This is a genomic window from Nocardia sp. GCM10030253, assembly GCF_042675075.1.
Classification (GTDB): Bacteria; Actinomycetota; Actinomycetes; order Mycobacteriales; family Mycobacteriaceae; genus Nocardia.
The window spans coordinates 634,106-651,873 of sequence record NZ_JBHTDL010000012.1 but is presented as its reverse complement, the minus strand read 5'-3'; the positions used below and the strand labels follow the sequence as shown (position 1 = coordinate 651,873).

Below are 17,768 nucleotides of genomic sequence, written 5' to 3'. Positions count from 1 at the left end.
GGGCAATGTCACCGACCGTGGACAGTCGTTGTCACCCACCCGGATCGGCGGGTGGCGACCCCTGGAGTGCTTGTTGCGCAACCGGAACGACCGGCGGGCGCTGGTTTTCTTCTTGAACCGAGGAAAACCGACCCGACGACCTTTGCGGGTACCGTGCCGCGAGTCCGTCCAGCCCGCCAGCGCCCGCCCGCAATCGACCGCCGCTTCCTCGAACACCTGCTGACACACCTGATCACGCCACACCAAACCGGTCACCGCCACCGCAGCCGTGCCGGTCCCATCAACGGTGAAAACCCGCCCGGCGTCCTCGGTTTTCTTCCATCGGTTGAAATGGTTGATCAGATCGAACCCCGACCACGGGACCGATACCGCCGGGTCGGTCTCGCGGGCGGTCAACGCGGTCTTCACCGCGTGCAAGCACTGGTTGAACGCGAACCGCGCTGCCCCAGCATGCCGCGACAGCACCATCTGCTGCTCGACCGTCGGGTCCAAGCAGAACCGGAATGACGTGTGCCGCACCACAACAGCATCATCGCACCAGCCACAGACATCTTTGGCCCGCGTCGACCTCACTAACAACGATTGGGAGACACGCTCTCTAGGCCCGCGGCGGCCGCGGCGCCGGGAGTCGGGAGTCGGAATTGTGGAGAGCAGTGCTCTTGTTTTCTCGTCGGTTCGATGGCACACTACTTCGTAACAGAGAGCAGTGCTCACAAAGGGAGTCATCATGAACGCCAGCACCCGCTACATCGGCCCGACCGGCATCGATCCGATCATGAACAAGATCTTCAACTGGCTGCCTCGGCTCGGGATCAGCGTGCTGGGATCGCGGCTGCTGGCGGTCCGGGGTCGCAAGAGCGGCGAATGGCGGACCACGATGGTGAACCTGCTGACGGACGCGGACGGCACGCGTTACCTGGTTGCGCCGCGTGGGCATACCCAGTGGGTGCGCAACCTGCGTGCGTCGGGCGCCGGGGAACTGCGCCTCGGCAGGAAGGTCGAGGTGTTCACCGCCGCTGAGGTCGCCGATGAGAACAAGGTCCCACTGCTGCGGCTCTACCTCGAGCGCTGGGGCTGGGAGGTCGGCAAGTTCTTCGAGGGCGTCACCAAGGACGCCACCGACGCGGAACTCGCCGCCATCGCGCCCGGCTTCCCGGTCTTCCGGCTCGCCTGATCCACCAGCCGTCCACAGGTTTCACAGGGTGTGGACGGGGGATAACTAACTGTTGAGCAGGAATTCGATGGCGGCGGCGTAGCCGTGGATGCCCATCCCGGCAACAACCGCGGTGGCGATCGGAGAGATATAGGAGTGATGCCGGAACTCCTCACGGGCGTGCACATTGCTGATGTGCACCTCCACGATAGGGACCTCCGGAATCACCAGTGCGTCCCGCAGCGCGACCGAGGTGTGCGTGAGCCCGCCGGGATTGATGACGATGGCCGATTCGGCACCGCGCGCCCGGTGGATCCGATCGATCAGCGCTCCTTCGGAATTCGACTGGAACGCGGTGATCTCGCGGCCGTACCGGGCGGCGGTCTGCCTGCACAGTTCGACGACATCGTCGAGTGTCGCCGACCCGTAAACCTCCGGCTGGCGGGTGCCGAGCATATTCAGGTTCGGGCCGTTGAGGACCAGGATCGGACCCTGGTCCGCGGAGGCGGTGGCTGCCATGCAGGCAACCTTAGCCCGATCCGGCTAAAGCCCCTGTGGACCTTCCGAGCGCAGGTCGTCGACCTTGCGCATCGCGCCGCGCAGCTCTTCGAGCCAGGCTTCCGCGTGCTTGCCGGCCAGTTTCACGGTCCATGCCAGCGCGTCGGCGCGCGACCGCGCCACGCCCGAGTCGACCAGGGTGTCGAGCACCTTGCGTTCGGGCTGCCGCAATCGGGTCATGACCGGAACGGCGAGGTGGGTGAACAGATACCGCTGCCCATCCACCGAGATGCCCCAGGCGACGCTGCGGCCGTACCGCTGCTGGGCCTCGTTGGCGATCTGCATACGAGCAGGTCGGGTGGATTCGCGGAATCGGGCGATGGCGCCCTCCTTGGTCGCGTTCGGAACCTTGTCGGCGGGGGCCTCGTCCGCGCCGGACTCCGATTCCGCGGGCTTCTCGGGTTGCGAGATCGGGAGTTCGCCGACAACGACGATCTCGTCCCGATCGATCTCGATGACGGGCGATCCGGTGAACCAGTCGCTCGGCAACCGTCCGGCGAACCAGTCCGGAACGTCCGCGGGATCGGGGAGATCGGCCTGCTGCCAGCCGCCCGGTCGTCCGAAACCCCGTCCCCGATGTTCGTTTCTCATTGGGAATCACCTAACTTACTGCGCTGCTGTAGTTGCGATGATTACAAGATTACGTCGTAAATCGCGAAAGCGGTTCTGCTCTGTGCGAACGAGTTTCAAATCGTGTCCATCGGGTGTCGAGACCGCGGGTCGGGGGCTGGTCGACGGGGCATGTCGAGTCCCGAAAACGCCGACGTAGGCTCGTTATCGCCCAACTTTCCGTTCCGGCCGGTACGGTAGCGGCGCCGGTTGTCGACTTGTGACTGAACACTGTCCGTGATTGGCCTCCCGAGTGCGCGGTTTCGGGCACAATTGAGATGCTGAGCATGGGTAACGTCTTCGGTTACGGTGGCACCGCAGGCAGTTACTTTCAGGTACGGTGGTCTTGTTACTGGAGTGACAAGAGTGAAGAGTGGGCGACATGGATGTGTGGGGATCCCGCCGCTTTCGCTTCCGGGGCGCAATCGCACTCGCGGGGGCGGCGGCGCTGGCTTTCGCGATGGGATCGTGTGGATCCCACCAGGCTCCGAATGAACCCGAGGCGGTTGTCGAGCGCTTCACCGACCTGCTGGACGATCAGGACTACGTCAAGGCGGCGCAGCTGACGTCCTACCCGAGCGCGGCCTCCGCAACGCTTCAGCAAATGTTCGACGGCCTGCAGCCGGGCAAAGTGGACTACAAGAAGACCCAGTTCATCAGCCTGGCCGCCGATGAGGGCATCTTCAGCATGGATGTCGACTGGAACTTCGGCGAGCAGAAGTCCTGGAAATACAGCCTGCAGGGCAATGTGCGGAAGTTGGCGATCGGTTGGCGGATCTCCTGGGAGCCCGCAATCGTCATGCCGCAGCTGGATCACAATCGAACGGTCCGGTTGGTGCGCACCACCCCCTTGCCCGCGCCGCGGGTCAACGACATCGTCGGTGAACCGCTGATGACCGAGCAGATCATCAACGTGATCAAACTCGATCCGGCCAAAATGCATGATCCGATCGCCTCCTCCGATGCGCTGGCCAAGGCCATCGAGCCGGTCGCGCCGCTGATCACCGGGCCGTCGCTGATGCAGCAACTGTCGACCTCGCAGGGTAAGCCGATCGTCGCGGTGAATCTGCGCGAAGCCGACTTCGCCATCCTGGAACCGTCGATGGCCCCGATTCCCGGCGTGGTGATGGAGAAGCAGCCACGGCTCATCTCCGCGGATCGCCGGGTGTGGTCGCCGATGCTGGACGCGCTGCGCAAGGTCCAGCAGGAAAGCCAGGAGGCGCACTCCGGCTGGGGCGTGCAGATTTTCGAGTCGGATGGCCGCTTCGTCGGCCAGATCGCCGGCCAGCAGGGCCCGCCGGGACCGGATATCGCGGCCACTATGGATCAGCGCCTGCAGCGCGCCGCCGAGGATGCGGTGGTCAGTGCGGCAACCCAGGCGTCCATTGTGGCGATCCAGCCGTCCACCGGCGCGGTTGTCGCGGCAGCGCAGAACAGTCAGGCCAGTGAGCACGGCCCGGTCGCGTTCACCGGCCTGTACCCGGTCGGCGGGAATATCGAACTGTTCCGCAACATTGCCGCGGTCACCAAGGGCAAGGCGCCGCAGGATGTATCGGTGCAGGATGCGGCGGAGTCCGCGGCCATGCTCGGCATCGGTGTCGATTTCAAGGTTCCCGGACTCGACGAGGTCACCGGGCGCCTGGCGATCGCGGGCCGCAGCGCTGAACAGGTACGGCAAGGCGGCGGCACCGACGCGGTGCTGGCCAGCCCGTTCGGCATGGCGATCGCCGCCGCGGCGATCGCGCGCGGCGAGGTGCCGCCGCCGATGATCGAGGTCACGCGGCCGGGCACTACCGACGCCCAGTTCGCTGCGTTGAACCCGGAAATCACCGACCGGCTGCGCGGCTTCCTGCGCGACGCCGCTGGTCGACCGGAATTCGCGAGCCTGCGCGGCTTCCGCGACGTCACCGGCTTCGCCGCCACCGCGGGCCCGGACGGCTGGCTGATCGCGAACATGGGCGACCTGGCCTTCGCTGTCCACATCAACGATGTCGACAGCGGCGACGCGACAGCGCGCATGGCGGCGCGGCTGCTCCAGGCTTTGGCAAGTCCCGAAACATAAGGATCCAGACCGCCTGACCGAGCGTCCTACCAAGCCCCCGTCGACTGGTTCGACGTGGCTCGGCGCTTTCGAGATGACCCGCTAGTTCAGCGCTTTGATCGCCGCTCGCCAACCGAGCAGGAACAACGCGAGCACGGTCGCCGCGACGAGGACGAAACTGAATGCGGTGCCCTGACCGCCGACCACCCGAAACAGCATGCCGCCACCGAGCGTGCCGAGCCAGACCAGAATCCCGGTGGGCCACAAGGCGGTTCCGTCGAACCGCGCGGCGCGCTCCGTCTCGCCGAACATCCTGCTCGACACGACGACCGCGGCTACCCAGCCGATCGCAAGACCGATTGCGAACGGCCACAGCGTCTTCAACAATCCGGCAAGTACCGCCTCATCGTGGCTGCGCCTTCCGATCGCGCAGAAGAGGATGACCAGCAGTGCATCGACCACCAACGGCACCAGTTTCTTCACGCGCGCCAGCGTAATCGGATGCCGGTGGCGCACCCCGCCGCGACACCTACCTCGGTGCGGTCGCGGCCGACCGTCACAATGTGCGGCGCTGCTCGAATTCCTTCTCGAATTCGTCATCGTCGTCGTGGCGGGTACGGGACAGGAACAGGAAGATGATCCAGCCGACGATAGCCACCAGGATGAAGCTCACCAGCCGGTACACGAATGCCGCGGCAACGGCCTGGGCGGCAGGCAGTCCTGCGGCGGCGGTGAGGCCGTAGATCAGCGTCGCATCGACGTAGACGATGCCGCCGGGAGCGAACGGGATGGAGCCGACGGCCTTGCCCGCGGCGAACGCGATCAGCAGACCGGCCAGCTTCGGGTCGGCCCCGACCGCGTAGCAGGCGGTGCCGAGGCAGGCGACGTCGGCGAACCGGTGCACCAGAGCCCAGCCGCCGACCCAGGCGGCGTCACGCTTGCCGAGGTCTACCGATTCCAGCTGGGCCAGTACCTCGGAGACCTTGCTCATGCCGTGGCCGGCCGGGCGTTTGCGCAGCCGATTGATCACGCCGAGCCCGCGCCGCAGCACCGCCTCCAGCGCGCCGGGATTGTTCGACACATAGTTGCCGACCCACACCAGCGCGACAACTCCGGCCAGCGACAAGATCAGCTTGAACGGTCCGACCTGGTTGCCGACCAGCAGCGCACCGCCGACGCCGAGCAGGGCGAGCCCCGCCGTCGCGACGACGCCGGAGATCACCAACTGCCACGAGGCGACAAGCGGGCTCGCGCCCCAGCGCCGCATCTGCCGGTAGGTGAAGGCGGTGGAAAACACCTGGCCCGCGGGCAGCGTCACGGACATTGCCGTCGCGCCATAGACGACGGCGACCGATTTACGCTGGCTGACATCGACTCCGCCCGCGTGCAGTAGTTGTTTCTGCAGCCTGCCGAATCCGCTCATCGAAAGTGCCTGCAGCCAAATACAGGCGGCGACCCAACCCCAATGAATTTCGGAGAGATTCCGCCAGGATTCGTGTAGTCGTGGCCACAGGTAGTAACCCTCGCCGATCAGCAGGGCCAGCAATGCGACGCCGACCACCCATTTGACCCACCAGAATTTGCCACGGCTCGGTTCAGGTGTGGACGGCCGCGGCGCGGGCTCGCCCGCTAGTTCCCCGTTGGCCGTCACCCGGTCAGCCTAACGAATCGGCCGTTTCGCTGTCTGCAGCGGCGTGCGAGTCGGTGCCGTCCTTCGGCCAGGCCAATCGAGTTTTTCTGCGCCGTCCGCGCAGCTGTACCTCGTCGCCGGTTTCCCAAAAGTCCTGCTCACTCTCATCGGCGAAATACAGCGCGCTTCCGGAGGCAAGTACACGCCCAGGTTGATCTTTAGCCAGTTCGGTCAGTCGTGACGCTTCGTTGACCGGATCACCGATCACCGTGTATTCGAAACGGTTCGCGGCACCGATATTTCCGGCGACGGCCAGCCCAGCCGATACGCCGATGCCGATATCGAGTCCGGGAACTTCACGCAGGGATTCGCGCAATTCACGGGCGGCGGCCAGCGCCGCGGTCGGCGCGTCGGGACGGTCCAGCGGGGCGCCGAAGATGGCCAGCGCGGCATCACCGACGAATTTGTTGACGAAGCCGTTGTGGCGGTCGATGACGTCTACGACGATCCGGAAGAACTCGTTGAGCAGGCTCACCACCTCGGTCGGCGGTCGCTCGGCCGCGGTCGCGGTCGAGCCGACCATGTCGACGAACAGCACGGCGACGAAGCGCGTTTCTCCGCCCAGTTCGGTGCCGTAGTCGAGGGCGCGCTGCGCCACTTCCTCGCCGACATGCTGGCCGAACAGCTCCTGCAGTTGGCGGCGCTTGGCGGCCTCTTCCATCATCCGGTTGAATCCGACCTGCAGCAGTCCGATTTCGCTGCCGTCGAAGACTTCGACCTGGACGTCACGGGCGCCTTCCTGCACCCGGTCGATGGCCTGACTGAGCTGGCGCACCGGGTCGGAGATGCTCGATCCTGTGAGCATCGACAGCGCCAGTGCCTGCATGATCACCACGCCGCACAGCAGCAGAATCGAGATGGCCAGCGACTGTGCGGAGAATTTCACGTCCGAGGAAATCTGCGTCACGCACAGCAGCACGATGGCAATGGTGGGGGCGAAAGTGCCCATACCCCAGGTCATGCCCATTCTGGTGCCGACGCCCGGGGTCAGCGTGTGATCGAAAGTGCCCTCGGTCAGCGCCTGGGCCGCGACCGGGCGCAGGATGCGTTCGCCCAGCATGTAGGTGAAGCCGAACACGATGGTGGCGGCCATACATTCGGTGACGATGACGGCGCCTGCCAGCTCGGGCGCGTCGACGATGATGGTGGCGGCCAGGATGGCGCCGCCGACCAACCACAGGGTCAAGTGCACGATCGCCTGCCGAAGCGGGGCGTGCAGGGCGGACATCTGCTCTTGCCTGCTCGGTGGACCGCCGCGCATCTGCCAGCGCATCACCGGGCGCAGCATCAGCGCCGACGCACCGAGGCTGAGCAGACCGCCGGTCGCGAAGACCAGGACCGGGACCAGCAGGCCGGTGCGCCTGGCGCCGGCAGGCTCGCCCTCGGGGACAGGGAGTCCGTACTGGATGAACGCCCAGACCAGGACCGCGCCGAAGGCGTTCGCCAGCAGCATCGATGCCAGATACAGCGGCCAGCGCGTTCGCATGGTCTGTTTGACCGCTTCCAGTGGCGCTGACACGACCACCAATCTAGCGTTTCGATCATGTGAGCATGTTCGCGGCGCTATCGGCCCATTAGGCTCACGACCGTGACCGACCCGAAGTCAAGCTCTCCTCGGAAAGGCACTGCCGCCCGCTCGCCCGCGGACGCGGTGCACCCGTTTGTACGGATGACCGCGGAATGGTCTTGGCGGCTGTTGGTCATTTTCGCGGTGGTGCTCGCGATGTCGGCGATCCTGCAGAAACTCGCGACGGTGGTCATCCCGATTGCCATCGCGCTACTGGCCGCCGGATTGCTCGCGCCGCTGGTGGACTGGATGCAGCGGTTGGGGGTGCCGAGGGCGGTGGGGGTTTTCGTCGCGCTTGCCGGGTCGCTCGGCCTGGTCGCCGGTGTCATGACCTTCGTCGTCGAGCAGTTCGTCGACGGTGTGCCGCAGCTGTCCGATGAGATCACCCACAGCATCCACCAGGTGCAGGATTGGCTGATCAACGGTCCGCCGCACCTGAGCGACGAGCAGATCCGCAACGCGGGTGACACGATCGTCAAGGCGATCAGGTCCAATCAGGACAGTCTCACCAGTGGCGCGCTGACCACCGCGACGGTGATCGGGCACATTCTCACCGGCACCTTCCTGACACTGTTCATCCTTATCTTCTTTCTCTACGGCGGCGATCAGATCTGGGAGTTCGTCACCAGGATCGTGCCGACGCCGCACCGGGAGAAGGTCCGCACAGCCGGGCAGCTCGGGTTCGGGACGCTGGTCGGATTCGTGCGCGCCACCGTGGCGGTGGCGGCGGTGGATGCCATCGGTATCGGTGCTGGGCTGGCGATTCTGGGGGTACCACTGGCGCTGCCGTTGGCCTCGCTGGTATTCATCAGCGCGTTCATCCCGATCATCGGTGCGTTCCTCGCGGGCACCGTCGCGGTGTTCATCGCCCTGGTGACCAAGGGTTTCGTCACCGCGCTTATCGTGCTCGGCATCATCATCGCGGTGATGCAGCTGGAGAGTCACGTATTGCAGCCGTTGCTGCTCGGCCGTGCGGTCAGCATCCATCCGCTCGCGGTGGTGCTTGCCATCACCGCGGGTGTCGTGCTCGGTGGTATCGCGGGCGGCCTGCTCGCCGTGCCGTTCGTCGCGGTGATGAATACCGCGATCCGGTCGTTGCTCGCCGACAGCCCGGAGGAAGTCTTCGAGGAATTGCAGACCGGCGAACCGGGCCGGATGTATGTAGCCGAGCCGGACGAACCAGAGCCCGGCCGGTTCGATGTGGCGGCGACGCTGGTCGCGTCGGCCGAACGGGACAAAGCCGGCGCAGCGCCGGACAAGCCCGAGTCGGAGCGCTGGGCCGAGCGAAGGCGGGGCAGCCGCCTGGACAAATCCGATGATGCGTCCACTGACGACTGACCTGAGCTCGGCCGACGCGGCGACCGCCCCGCTGTGGCGGGCGGCGCAGGCGCTGCGGCTGGTGACGCTGCTCTATGCGGTGGGGCAGCAGATCGCGTCGGTGCCTTACTACCAGAACCAGCGGTTGAGCTGGGTACTGATCGCCTTGATGGCGGTCTGGTCCGGTGCGTCCGCGCTGATGCTCTCCGCGTGGCATTTTCCCGATGTGGCGCGCCTGCGTCGGTGGGTGGTCGCCGGTGACCATATCGTGGTGATCGCGCTGATCGCCTCGACGCGGCTGGTCGCCGATTATGGCTGGTACCACGGACATCAGACGCTCCCGACCACCTTGTGGGCCGCCAATGCGGTGATCTCGGCAGCCATTCTGCGCGGTCCGATCGGAGGGGTGCTTTCGGGAATGCTGATCGCCGCGGTGATCGTGACGGTCCGCGACCAGTGGGGTCAGGACGTGTGGGCCGATGCGACGGCGCCGGTGCTCGTCTCCATCGGTTTGGCGCTCGGACTCGCCGCCAATACCGCCCGCCGTGCCCAGGGCCAGCTCGAACGGGCGGCCCGGCTGACCGCGGCAGCCGAAGAGCGCGAACGACTTTCGCGTGAGGTGCACGACGGGGTGCTGCAGGTGCTCAGTTACATCAAGCGACGTGGCAGCGAGATCGGCGGTCCCACCGCGGAATTGGCGCAGCGCGCCGGGGAGCAGGAAGTGGCGCTGCGGGTACTGATCTCCGAGCAGGGCGGTCGTCAGGATGCCGGTGGCGCGGAATGCGATCTGCGTCCGCTGCTGACGGTGCATGCCACGCCCAAGGTATTCGTTTCGACGCCGGGCCAGCCGGTGCTGGTCGGGCGCTGGACCGCGCAGGAGATCGCGGCGGCGGTGGCGACGGCGCTGTCCAATGTCGCCCTGCACGCCGGGTCCGACGCGAAAGCGTATGTGCTGCTGGAGGACACCGGCGACCAGCTGATCATCAGCGTGCGCGACGATGGTGTCGGGATACCGGCGGGCCGGCTTGCCGAGGCCGAAGCCGAAGGGCGGATGGGGGTTTCCCGATCCATCGTCGGGCGGATCGCCGCGCTCGGCGGGGCGGCGGACCTGCTCACCGAGGCCGACGGCGGGGTCGGCTTCGGTACCGAATGGGAGTTCCGGGTGCCCCGTGCCTGATTCGACAGTCTTGTGCGTAAATTCGACAGTGACGGCACAGGAGGTGCGGTGTGACCGATAGCCAAGCGGCCGAGCCGGTTTCGGTGATGGTCGTGGACGACCATCCGATGTGGCGCGACGGCGTGTCCCGAGATCTCACCGAGGCCGGATTCGAGGTGGCCGCCACCGCGGACGGTGTCGGATCCGCGACAAGGCGAGCGGCGGCGGTGCGGCCGAGCGTGGTGTTGATGGATATGCAACTGCCCGACGGGAACGGAGCCGAGGCCACCGCCGAGGTACTGCGGGTGTCGCCGCAGAGCCGGGTACTGGTGCTTTCCGCCTCCGCCGAACGCGACGATGTCCTGGATGCGATCAAAGCGGGCGCCTCCGGCTACCTGGTGAAGAGCGCGTCGGTCGCCGAACTGATCGAGGCGGTCCGCGCGACCGCCGCAGGCCAGCCGGTATTCACCCCCGGACTCGCCGGTCTGGTCCTAGGCGAATACCGCCGCATGGCCACAACCCCCACGGAGCCGGACGAACCGCACCGCCCCGCGCTGACCGAACGGGAAACCGAGGTCCTCCGCATGGTGGCAAAGGGTCTGTCCGCCAAGCAGATCGCCGCCCGCCTCAACCTCAGCCACCGCACGGTGGAAAACCACGTCCAGGCCACCCTCCGCAAACTCCAGCTGGCCAACCGAGTAGAACTCACCCGCTACGCCATCGAACAAGGCCTCGAATAGGGAGAATCCGGGATTGCCCTGATGTGTGGGGGGCTCGGGGTCGGTAATCTCGGGTCTATGGGCGGACCCGAATCTGTATCCAAAGGCGTCGGCTCCGGCGACGTGGTTGGTGACCGGGAGCTGCGCGTCTCCGATGCCGAGCGTGAGCACGTCGGTGAGTTGCTGCAGCGCGCGGTCGGGCTCGGGATGCTGTCGCTCGGCGAGTTCACCGAGCGGATGGACACCGCGCTGGCGGCCAAGACCCGTGGCGAACTCAATGCTGTGCTCATCGACCTGCCCGGTGTTCGGCTCGTCGGTCAACCCGCCGCGCCGCCGTCGACGTTCGTGAACGCCGCGTCGTTCATGAATTCCGCGCCGCCGTTCGCCAAGCGCGGGCCGGTGTCCCCGGTGCCGTCGCCGGTGACGCCGGGCCACGTGATCCGCGGCCGCATGTCCGGCGTCAGCAGGCGCGGGCCCTGGCAGGTGGCGCCGTCGCTGCACACGAACAACTGGCTCTCGGGTGTCACGCTGGATTTCACCGAGGCGATCATGTCCACCCAGGTGGTAGAGCTGCATGTCGACGACTACTGCAGCTCGCTGACCCTCATCGTCCCTGCCGAGGCCACCGTCGATCTCAACGCCCTCGACCTCATCGGCTCCACCGTCAACAACAAGGTCCGCACCGGCCCACCCTTCGGCCCGCTGCACCTGGTCGTGCACGGCCGGGTCCGCTTCGGCTCTGTCACCGCCAAGCACCCGCTCCTCGCGCAGTGGCGCAAGCTGATGGGGCGCTGAGGCGCTCAGACGTCGGCCGATGTCGGGTAGTCGGTGTAGCCCTCCGCACCGCCGACATACATCAGGTGGGCATCGCGGACGGGGTTCAGTGCCGCGCCGGTGCGGAGCCGCTCGACCAGGTCGGGGTTGGCGAGGAATGCGCGGCCGAGGGAGATCAGATCGGCCCCCGCGGCGAGCAACCGTTCGGCCGCCGACCTGCCGCCGTCGGCTGGGAGCGGGACACCCCAGCCGAGGATCGGATTCGCGATCACCGTGTTCGGCCAGGCCTTCCGGATCTGCTGGAAGAGGGCCTGGTCGGGATCGGCGAAGACCACGTGCAGGTAAGCGAGGCCCTTGTCGGCGAGGGCTTCGACAAGGGCGGGGTAGATCGCTTCGGTATCGCCCTCCTCGATGCCGTTCACGGTGACTCCCGGTGAGATACGCAGGCCGACCCGTTCAGGTCCGATCGCGGCGGCGACCGCTTCGACCACCTCGATGGTGAAGCGGATGCGGTTCGCAAGCGAGCCGCCGTAGGCATCGGTGCGGTGGTTGGTGTTCTGTGCCAGGAACTGGTGCAGCAGGTAGCCATTGGCGCTGTGCACTTCCACTCCGGCGAAGCCCGCGTCGATGGCGTTGCGGGCCGCGGTGGCGAAATCAGCGATAGTGGACCGGATTTCGTCGATGGTCAGCTCGTGCGGGGTGACCGCGTCCTGGTGCCCGGTCAGGGTGTGGATCGTGTCCCCGAGCGGGATCGGCGACGGGGCGACCGGGGTCAGGCCGCTGTTGTCGGGATGGCCGACCCGGCCGCCGTGCTGGAGTTGCAGGAACATGCGGCCGCCCGCGGTGTGCACGGCATCGGTGACTCGCCGCCAGCCCGCGATGTGTGCGTCGGTGTGGATGGCCGGAATGTTGGCGTAGGTCTGGCCGACCTGGTTCGGGGTGGCGGCCTCCGCGATGATCAATCCGGCGTCGGCGCGCTGCGCGTAGTAGGTGGCCATCAGGGCGGAGGGGGTGCCGTCGGCCTCGGCGCGGTTGCGGGTCATCGGCGCCATCACCAGGCGGTGCGGTAGGTGGAGGGCACCGACTTCGGCGGAGTCGAAGAGGCTCGGGGCTGCTGCTGTGTTCGTCATGCCGGTACGGTAAAACCTGACATGAATGTGAAGTTCAAGTCCTACGGCGAAATGCGAGGTGACGGATGCGAATCGGCGAGTTGGCGCAGCACACCGGAGTCAGTGAACGATCGCTGCGCTACTACGAGGAGCAGGGATTGCTGACGGCCGAGCGCACCCCGGGCGGGCATCGCGACTATCCCGAATGGGCGGTGGATCGGGTTATCCACATCCAAGAGCTCTTCGCCGCGGGCTTGTCCAGCAAGAAGATTGCGCAACTGCTGCCGTGCATGCGCGATGTGGACGGCGGTGCGAACGAGTTCGCCACACCGGAATTGGTTCACGAACTGGCGGCGGAGCGGGAGCGGATCAATCGCACGATCACCGACCTGATCCGTTCGCGCGAGGTGCTCGACGAGGTGCTCGACCGCGCTTCGGAGCGGTTCCGGGTCGCGGATTCGTTGTCCGACCAGGACGTGCGCGGGTGATGCGAGAAGTATGCGGCCCGGTCAGCGCCGTTTCGTCGCTCAGGTGTTGACGCCGATACGGCGGGCGAAGGCGCGCAACGGGACTCGACGATCGTGGTCGAGGAGTTCGGAGACGATGTGGCGCGGCAGGGACTGGTATTTGATCCAGTCGGCGCCGCCGACCCGTTCGGCGTTGAGTAGTGCGTCGAGGGCGCGTTTGTGCTGGCCGGTGCGAGTCCAGGCGACCGCGGTGTCGGTGAGATGCCTGGCGCGGGAGGCTTGCGGGAGGCCGCAGTTCGTCGGCATGTCCTTCGCGGCGGCAAGGGCTTCCGGATAGCGCTCGGAAGACACGTTGACGTCGACGGTTTGCATGACGACCTGGGAAGGGCCGAAATAGGTTTCGTAGTCGTGGCGATCGCTGCCGATGCGCAGCGCGACCTCGCCCGCCGCTTGGATGAGCGAGAGCGCCTCGGGAACATCTTGCGATCGTCCTGCCGCGGTCGCGCCCTGTAGCACCAGAGAACCGTAGGCCGACAGGTGCGCCGGGGTTTCCGCACCCTCGGGCTCGAGGTTCGCGGCCGCGCGTAAAGCGACTCGGCGTGATTCGTCGTACCTGCCCTGCACCAGCAATTGCCAGGCGACCGAGCCGCGAATCGTGGCAAGCAGCAAGGGGTCGTTGCCCTGCTCTGCCGCCGCGAGTGCTTGCCTGATCGCCAGGAACGCGGGGTCGGTCTGGCCAAGGTGCACCAGCGTGCAGCCGGTGACCCAGTACATCCTGGCGAGCAGCTCGTTCGCGGGCGCGACCATTCCGTTGCGTGCGGCATGCACGGTCGCGCGGAGCTGGATCAGACCCGACGGCAGGATCGAGGTGAGCAGTTCGTAGCGGCCCGCCCAGTACGCGCCCCATGCGTAATCGACTGCGCGGCTGCCCTCGTCGTGGGTGACCGCGTGCTCCTCGGGGACTTCGCCGAGTAGATCGTCGACGGGTGTGAGCGCCCTGCGGATCGCGACGATGCCCGCATCGGGATTTCCGGACGGAATGCCGTGGCGTTTTCCGACCAGATCGGAGATGTCGACGTCCAGCGCGCGCGCCAATTTTTGCAGGCTGGCAATCGACGCGGTCTGGCGTCCACCCTGCTCGAGCTTGCGCACCAGATCCACGCTCACACCGGCCTGGTCGGCGAGTTGGCGCTGGGTGAGCGCCTTGCCGCGGAACAGTCGGATCCGCACGCCGATCGACGAATCATCCATGAAACCGAATCCTTTGTTACGTCCACGTTTCAGAGTACGACGCTAAAGGATTGCGCTCATCAAAAGTGGGACATTGCGTACGACTCGTTCACCTCTAGATGGAATACCGTTGCCTTTCTGCAACTTTGAAAGCAAAGGGCGGCGGCAATGACATTCATGCCGAATACCACCGTGCGGGCTCCACGCGCCGATCGCGCCATCGAGCCGGGGGCACTTTTCACTCGAACCGCACGCCACACCCAGCGTGTTCACGACCAGCACGGCCCGCTACGCCGAGGGCCGCGCGCGGTCGCGTTACCTCGCGCGGTCTCCACAGGATGCCCTGGATTCGGTGAGGAGTAGAGCCATGTTCGAACGTTGTCATTCACCCCACGAGATCGCGCACCTGCTGCGACATCGCTACGGACTCCCGGTCCAACTTCTCGCGGGCAGACCCATGATCACCACCGGCTCCATTCTCGGTGCGTTGGTGATGCCCCCCGACCTGGGCCGCAAAGTCCTGGCCAGCCTGGACCGTACCTACGTGGCGCCCGTGGTGGCCGATCCCGGTGAGCGCACCTGGACCTTCCTGGTCACCCAGCCGAGCCCGGCCAACCCGGTGGATATCTCCATCCGCCGCTGTCTGGCAGGCCACCAGGTCACCGTCATCCCCGGCGGTCGCCATGTCCTGCTGCCGAGCACCGATTCGCAACTCGGCTGGCACTGGGCTGGCGAACCAGCTCCCGGCGTGCTCCGCATGCCACCCCGCTCGGCCGTGATCAACGCCGTCCACCAGGTGACCTCGATGCGAGCACCGGCCGCCTGATCCATCCGACCACAAGGCTCCCACCCGAAGTCCGGGTGGGAGTTGCACGGCGGCCGACTGCCCGAGCCATTGTGGCGCTTCGCTCAGTCGTGGCGTGTGGCCTAGGTCCGTTGATTCGAGTCCGGCCACCGCGGTCGGCTCGGCAGATCGGGTAGATATCGGAGGTCAGCGGGGGTTTCTACTCATGCTCGAGTGGGGTGCGTTGACCGAGCATTGGGTTATGACTACATCTATCGATCCGGCGCTTCTTTCGCGATTGTCGGGGGAGTTCGCTGCGCTCGGGACGCAGATGGGTGTGCTGGGGCGGGATCTGGAGTTGTTGCGGACGCAAGTGACCGCGGGTTCTGTTGCGGTCGAAGGTCTTCCGGGGCAGAGTGCCGGTATCGATGCGGCCGCTGTGGATGAATCCGCGCGGGTGCCGGCGCCCGGGCCGGTGCAATCGCCCATCCCGGGTTCCCCGCAACGGCTGCCGATGCCGCCGGGCGGTGTTGGTGGGTCGCAGGCTGGTCCGGTGCCGGGTGGTGGAGCGCCCCCGTATGTTCCGGGGTACACCCCTGCGCCTGTGGCGGGACAGCCGAACTGGCCGGGTGCGCCTACCGAAAGGCCCGCGGCGAGCGTGCCGAACTGGCCGGGCGCGCCGGTCGGGATGCCTGCGGCGAGCATGCCGGGCTGGTCAGGCGCGCCTGCGGGCATGCCGGGGGCATACCCTCCGGGCTGGTCGAGCCCGCCTGCGGGGATGCCTGCGCCGGGAGCTCACCTGCCCGGTGTTCCACGAGGGCCGATGCCCGCAATGGGCGCTGCGGTGCCTGTCGGCACGCGGCCACCGGTGCGGCGGGGACCTGCTGTGCCGCATACGCCGTGGTGGCAGCAGGAAGGGATGATCAGCCGGATCCTCGCGGTCGCCGGGGTCGGGGTAACGCTGATCGGTGTGGTGATGCTGCTGGTGCTCGCGGCACAGGCGGGGTTCTTCGGGCCGGTGCCACGGGTTATTGCCGGGGCGGTGTTCTCGGCGGTGTTGGTGGGTGCCGGGATGCGAGTGTTCGGGCGCGCCGGAGGCCGAGTGGGCGCAATCGCCTTGGCGGCCACCGGTATTGCCGGTGCGTACCTGGATGTTGTTGCGGTGACGTCGATTTACGAGTGGTTGTATCCGGCGCTCGGGCTTGCGGTGGCGCTCGCGGTTGCCGCGGGCGGGGTCGCATTGGCGATGCAGTGGAAGTCGCAACCGCTTGCGGTACTTGTCGTCGCGGGTGCGGCCGCGTTGTCGCCGGTGGTGACGACCGAGCTGGTGTTGGTCGCGTTCCTGATCGTGTTGCAGCTGTCCTGCGTGCCGGTTCAGCTGGTGCGGGATTGGCCACTCCTGCATGTGGTGCGCACGTTGCCTGCCGTGCTCGCGACCTTGCTCGCAATCGGCGTGGCCGCCTTCGACACCGGGGCGGACGACCGGGTATACCGGCTGCTCATCGCCGCCGTGGCAGTCGCGGTGGTCGGGCTCGTCGGCGGCATTCTTGTCGTGCGTCGGCGGCCGGGAGACCTCACCGCCACACTCGCCTTCGGGCTGGCAACGCTTCCGCTGCTGGCCGCCCCCGTGTTGTTCGAGCGACACGCCGGTGCCGTCATCGCAGCGGTGTTCGCGGTAGTGCTGTTGTTCGTCGCCGCACTGCCGATGACTTCGAAATTGCGTGAGCTGGTGAAGATTCCAGGTCATTTTGCGATAGTCGCCGCGGTCGCGGGTTCGTTCGCGCTGCTGGAGGTGTGCGTCGGGGTGACCGAAGTCCAGACGCTGCCGATCGCACTGTTCCTGGTGACATTGGGCTTCCTCGGCGTGGCGGGGCAGCAGCGGTCGCGGGTTGCCGCGGGCATCGCGGCGGCGTTCGCGGCGGTCGGCGCCCTGGTCTTCCTCGACACCGTGAACCCGGAAACGCTTGCGACACAACGCTTCGCCGAAGAGTGGCTGGGCATCTCGACGGCGCTGGCCGCCGCACTCGCCTTGGCGGTGGTCGCGGTCGCGGTATGGTGCGCCCGGAAGTTCCCGAGTGGGACCGACGGCGGAACCACCGAATCGGTCCTGTGGATCCCCGCGAGTGTCGTTGCCCTGTACGCGGTTACGGCCGCAACGGTATCGATCGGTATCGCAATCGGCATCCCCGACGGCTTCGTCGTCGGACACAGCGCCGCGACCATCCTGTGGATGGCGGCGGCGACCGGCGCCCTGCTGTTCGGTCTGCGCAACCTGTCCCGCTCGGCCGCGGTCGCCAAACTGGCGCTCGGCTCCGGCCTGCTGGTCACCGCGGCGGCCCTTGCGAAGCTGTTCCTCTTCGACCTGGCGACGCTCGACGGCCTGGTCCGCGTCGCCGCCTTCCTGGTGGTCGGCGTCCTGCTCCTGGTGGTCGGTACCCGCTACGCCCGCGCCTTTGCCGAAGCCAGTGGGGCGAACCGGGATTCGGGCGACGCCGCAACCCACTGACCGACATCCCACCCCGATCGGCCGACCGCCGCCACCGCAAGCCAATCGCTCCGCAACACCGCCGGACGATCGCGCGGCCGCACCTTCG

General features: G+C 66.8%; 17 protein-coding genes. 9 read left to right on the top strand and 8 right to left on the bottom strand.

Translation table 11 applies throughout. The features are described 5' to 3' along the window. On the bottom strand, positions 1-519 hold a 519-nt coding region (locus ACFQZZ_RS29285; protein WP_378687093.1), incomplete at its 3' end, for a helix-turn-helix domain-containing protein. Positions 520-727: 208 nt separating this feature from the next. On the opposite strand from ACFQZZ_RS29285, the gene ACFQZZ_RS29280 reads away from it, so the two are divergent. Continuing rightward, positions 728-1,174, top strand: a complete 447-nt coding sequence (locus ACFQZZ_RS29280) for a nitroreductase family deazaflavin-dependent oxidoreductase (protein ID WP_378687091.1) — start codon at positions 728-730, stop codon at positions 1,172-1,174. A gap of 45 nt (positions 1,175-1,219) precedes the next feature. On the opposite strand, the gene aroQ is transcribed toward ACFQZZ_RS29280, so the two are convergent. Continuing rightward, a complete protein-coding gene (gene aroQ, locus ACFQZZ_RS29275; protein WP_378687089.1) occupies positions 1,220-1,672 on the bottom strand; it encodes a type II 3-dehydroquinate dehydratase in 453 nt (150 codons plus the stop codon). A 24-nt stretch (positions 1,673-1,696) separates the two neighbouring features. Further along, entirely contained in the window at positions 1,697-2,302 is a 606-nt protein-coding gene (locus ACFQZZ_RS29270) for a hypothetical protein (RefSeq protein ID WP_378687088.1), read from the bottom strand. 400 nt (positions 2,303-2,702) lie between these two features. Between ACFQZZ_RS29270 and ACFQZZ_RS29265 the strand changes: the two genes are divergently transcribed. Next, positions 2,703-4,382 carry an NTF2-like N-terminal transpeptidase domain-containing protein gene (locus ACFQZZ_RS29265; RefSeq protein WP_378687086.1) on the top strand — a complete coding sequence of 560 codons (1,680 nt, stop codon included), beginning with the start codon at positions 2,703-2,705 and terminating at the stop codon, positions 4,380-4,382. A gap of 81 nt (positions 4,383-4,463) precedes the next feature. Here ACFQZZ_RS29265 and ACFQZZ_RS29260 read toward each other — a convergent pair whose 3' ends face one another. From ACFQZZ_RS29260 to ACFQZZ_RS29250, 3 genes are all read right to left on the bottom strand, one after another. Continuing rightward, entirely contained in the window at positions 4,464-4,844 is a 381-nt protein-coding gene (locus tag ACFQZZ_RS29260; RefSeq protein WP_378687084.1) for a DUF3054 domain-containing protein, read from the bottom strand. Between the two features lie 73 nt (positions 4,845-4,917). Then, positions 4,918-6,012, bottom strand: coding sequence for a YbhN family protein (locus ACFQZZ_RS29255; protein ID WP_378687083.1), 1,095 nt, complete (start codon positions 6,010-6,012; stop codon positions 4,918-4,920). Positions 6,013-6,016: 4 nt separating this feature from the next. Beyond that, a complete protein-coding gene (locus ACFQZZ_RS29250; RefSeq protein WP_378687189.1) occupies positions 6,017-7,537 on the bottom strand; it encodes an adenylate/guanylate cyclase domain-containing protein in 1,521 nt (506 codons plus the stop codon). A 183-nt stretch (positions 7,538-7,720) separates the two neighbouring features. Here ACFQZZ_RS29250 and ACFQZZ_RS29245 point away from each other — a divergent pair, with 183 nt between their 5' ends. The 4 genes from ACFQZZ_RS29245 (at position 7,721) to ACFQZZ_RS29230 (ending at position 11,605) form a co-directional block, all read left to right on the top strand. Continuing rightward, on the top strand, positions 7,721-8,956 hold the full coding sequence (locus ACFQZZ_RS29245; RefSeq protein WP_378687187.1) for an AI-2E family transporter: 1,236 nt from the start codon (positions 7,721-7,723) through the stop codon (positions 8,954-8,956). Continuing rightward, positions 8,937-10,112, top strand: a complete 1,176-nt coding sequence (macS, locus tag ACFQZZ_RS29240; RefSeq protein ID WP_378687185.1) for a MacS family sensor histidine kinase — start codon at positions 8,937-8,939, stop codon at positions 10,110-10,112. Before ACFQZZ_RS29245 ends, macS begins: the two co-directional genes overlap by 20 nt. Before the next feature lie 86 nt (positions 10,113-10,198). Then, positions 10,199-10,831, top strand: a complete 633-nt coding sequence (locus ACFQZZ_RS29235) for a response regulator (RefSeq protein WP_378687183.1) — start codon at positions 10,199-10,201, stop codon at positions 10,829-10,831. Positions 10,832-10,888: 57 nt separating this feature from the next. Continuing rightward, the gene (locus ACFQZZ_RS29230; RefSeq protein ID WP_378687081.1) at positions 10,889-11,605 is read left to right on the top strand and encodes a DUF1707 domain-containing protein; all 717 of its coding nucleotides are present in this window, start codon (positions 10,889-10,891) and stop codon (positions 11,603-11,605) included. A gap of 5 nt (positions 11,606-11,610) precedes the next feature. Here ACFQZZ_RS29230 and ACFQZZ_RS29225 read toward each other — a convergent pair whose 3' ends face one another. Further along, positions 11,611-12,714, bottom strand: coding sequence for an alkene reductase (locus ACFQZZ_RS29225; protein ID WP_378687079.1), 1,104 nt, complete (start codon positions 12,712-12,714; stop codon positions 11,611-11,613). Between the two features lie 65 nt (positions 12,715-12,779). Between ACFQZZ_RS29225 and ACFQZZ_RS29220 the strand changes: the two genes are divergently transcribed. Further along, entirely contained in the window at positions 12,780-13,181 is a 402-nt protein-coding gene (locus ACFQZZ_RS29220) for a MerR family transcriptional regulator (RefSeq protein ID WP_378687078.1), read from the top strand. Between the two features lie 39 nt (positions 13,182-13,220). Here the strand turns inward: ACFQZZ_RS29220 and ACFQZZ_RS29215 are convergent, their stop codons facing one another. Then, the gene (locus ACFQZZ_RS29215) at positions 13,221-14,411 is read right to left on the bottom strand and encodes a helix-turn-helix domain-containing protein (RefSeq protein ID WP_378687076.1); all 1,191 of its coding nucleotides are present in this window, start codon (positions 14,409-14,411) and stop codon (positions 13,221-13,223) included. Between the two features lie 346 nt (positions 14,412-14,757). On the opposite strand from ACFQZZ_RS29215, the gene ACFQZZ_RS29210 reads away from it, so the two are divergent. Beyond that, entirely contained in the window at positions 14,758-15,216 is a 459-nt protein-coding gene (locus tag ACFQZZ_RS29210; RefSeq protein WP_378687074.1) for a hypothetical protein, read from the top strand. Positions 15,217-15,436: 220 nt separating this feature from the next. Further along, entirely contained in the window at positions 15,437-17,680 is a 2,244-nt protein-coding gene (locus tag ACFQZZ_RS29205) for a DUF2339 domain-containing protein (protein WP_378687073.1), read from the top strand. Positions 17,681-17,768 lie beyond the last annotated feature (88 nt).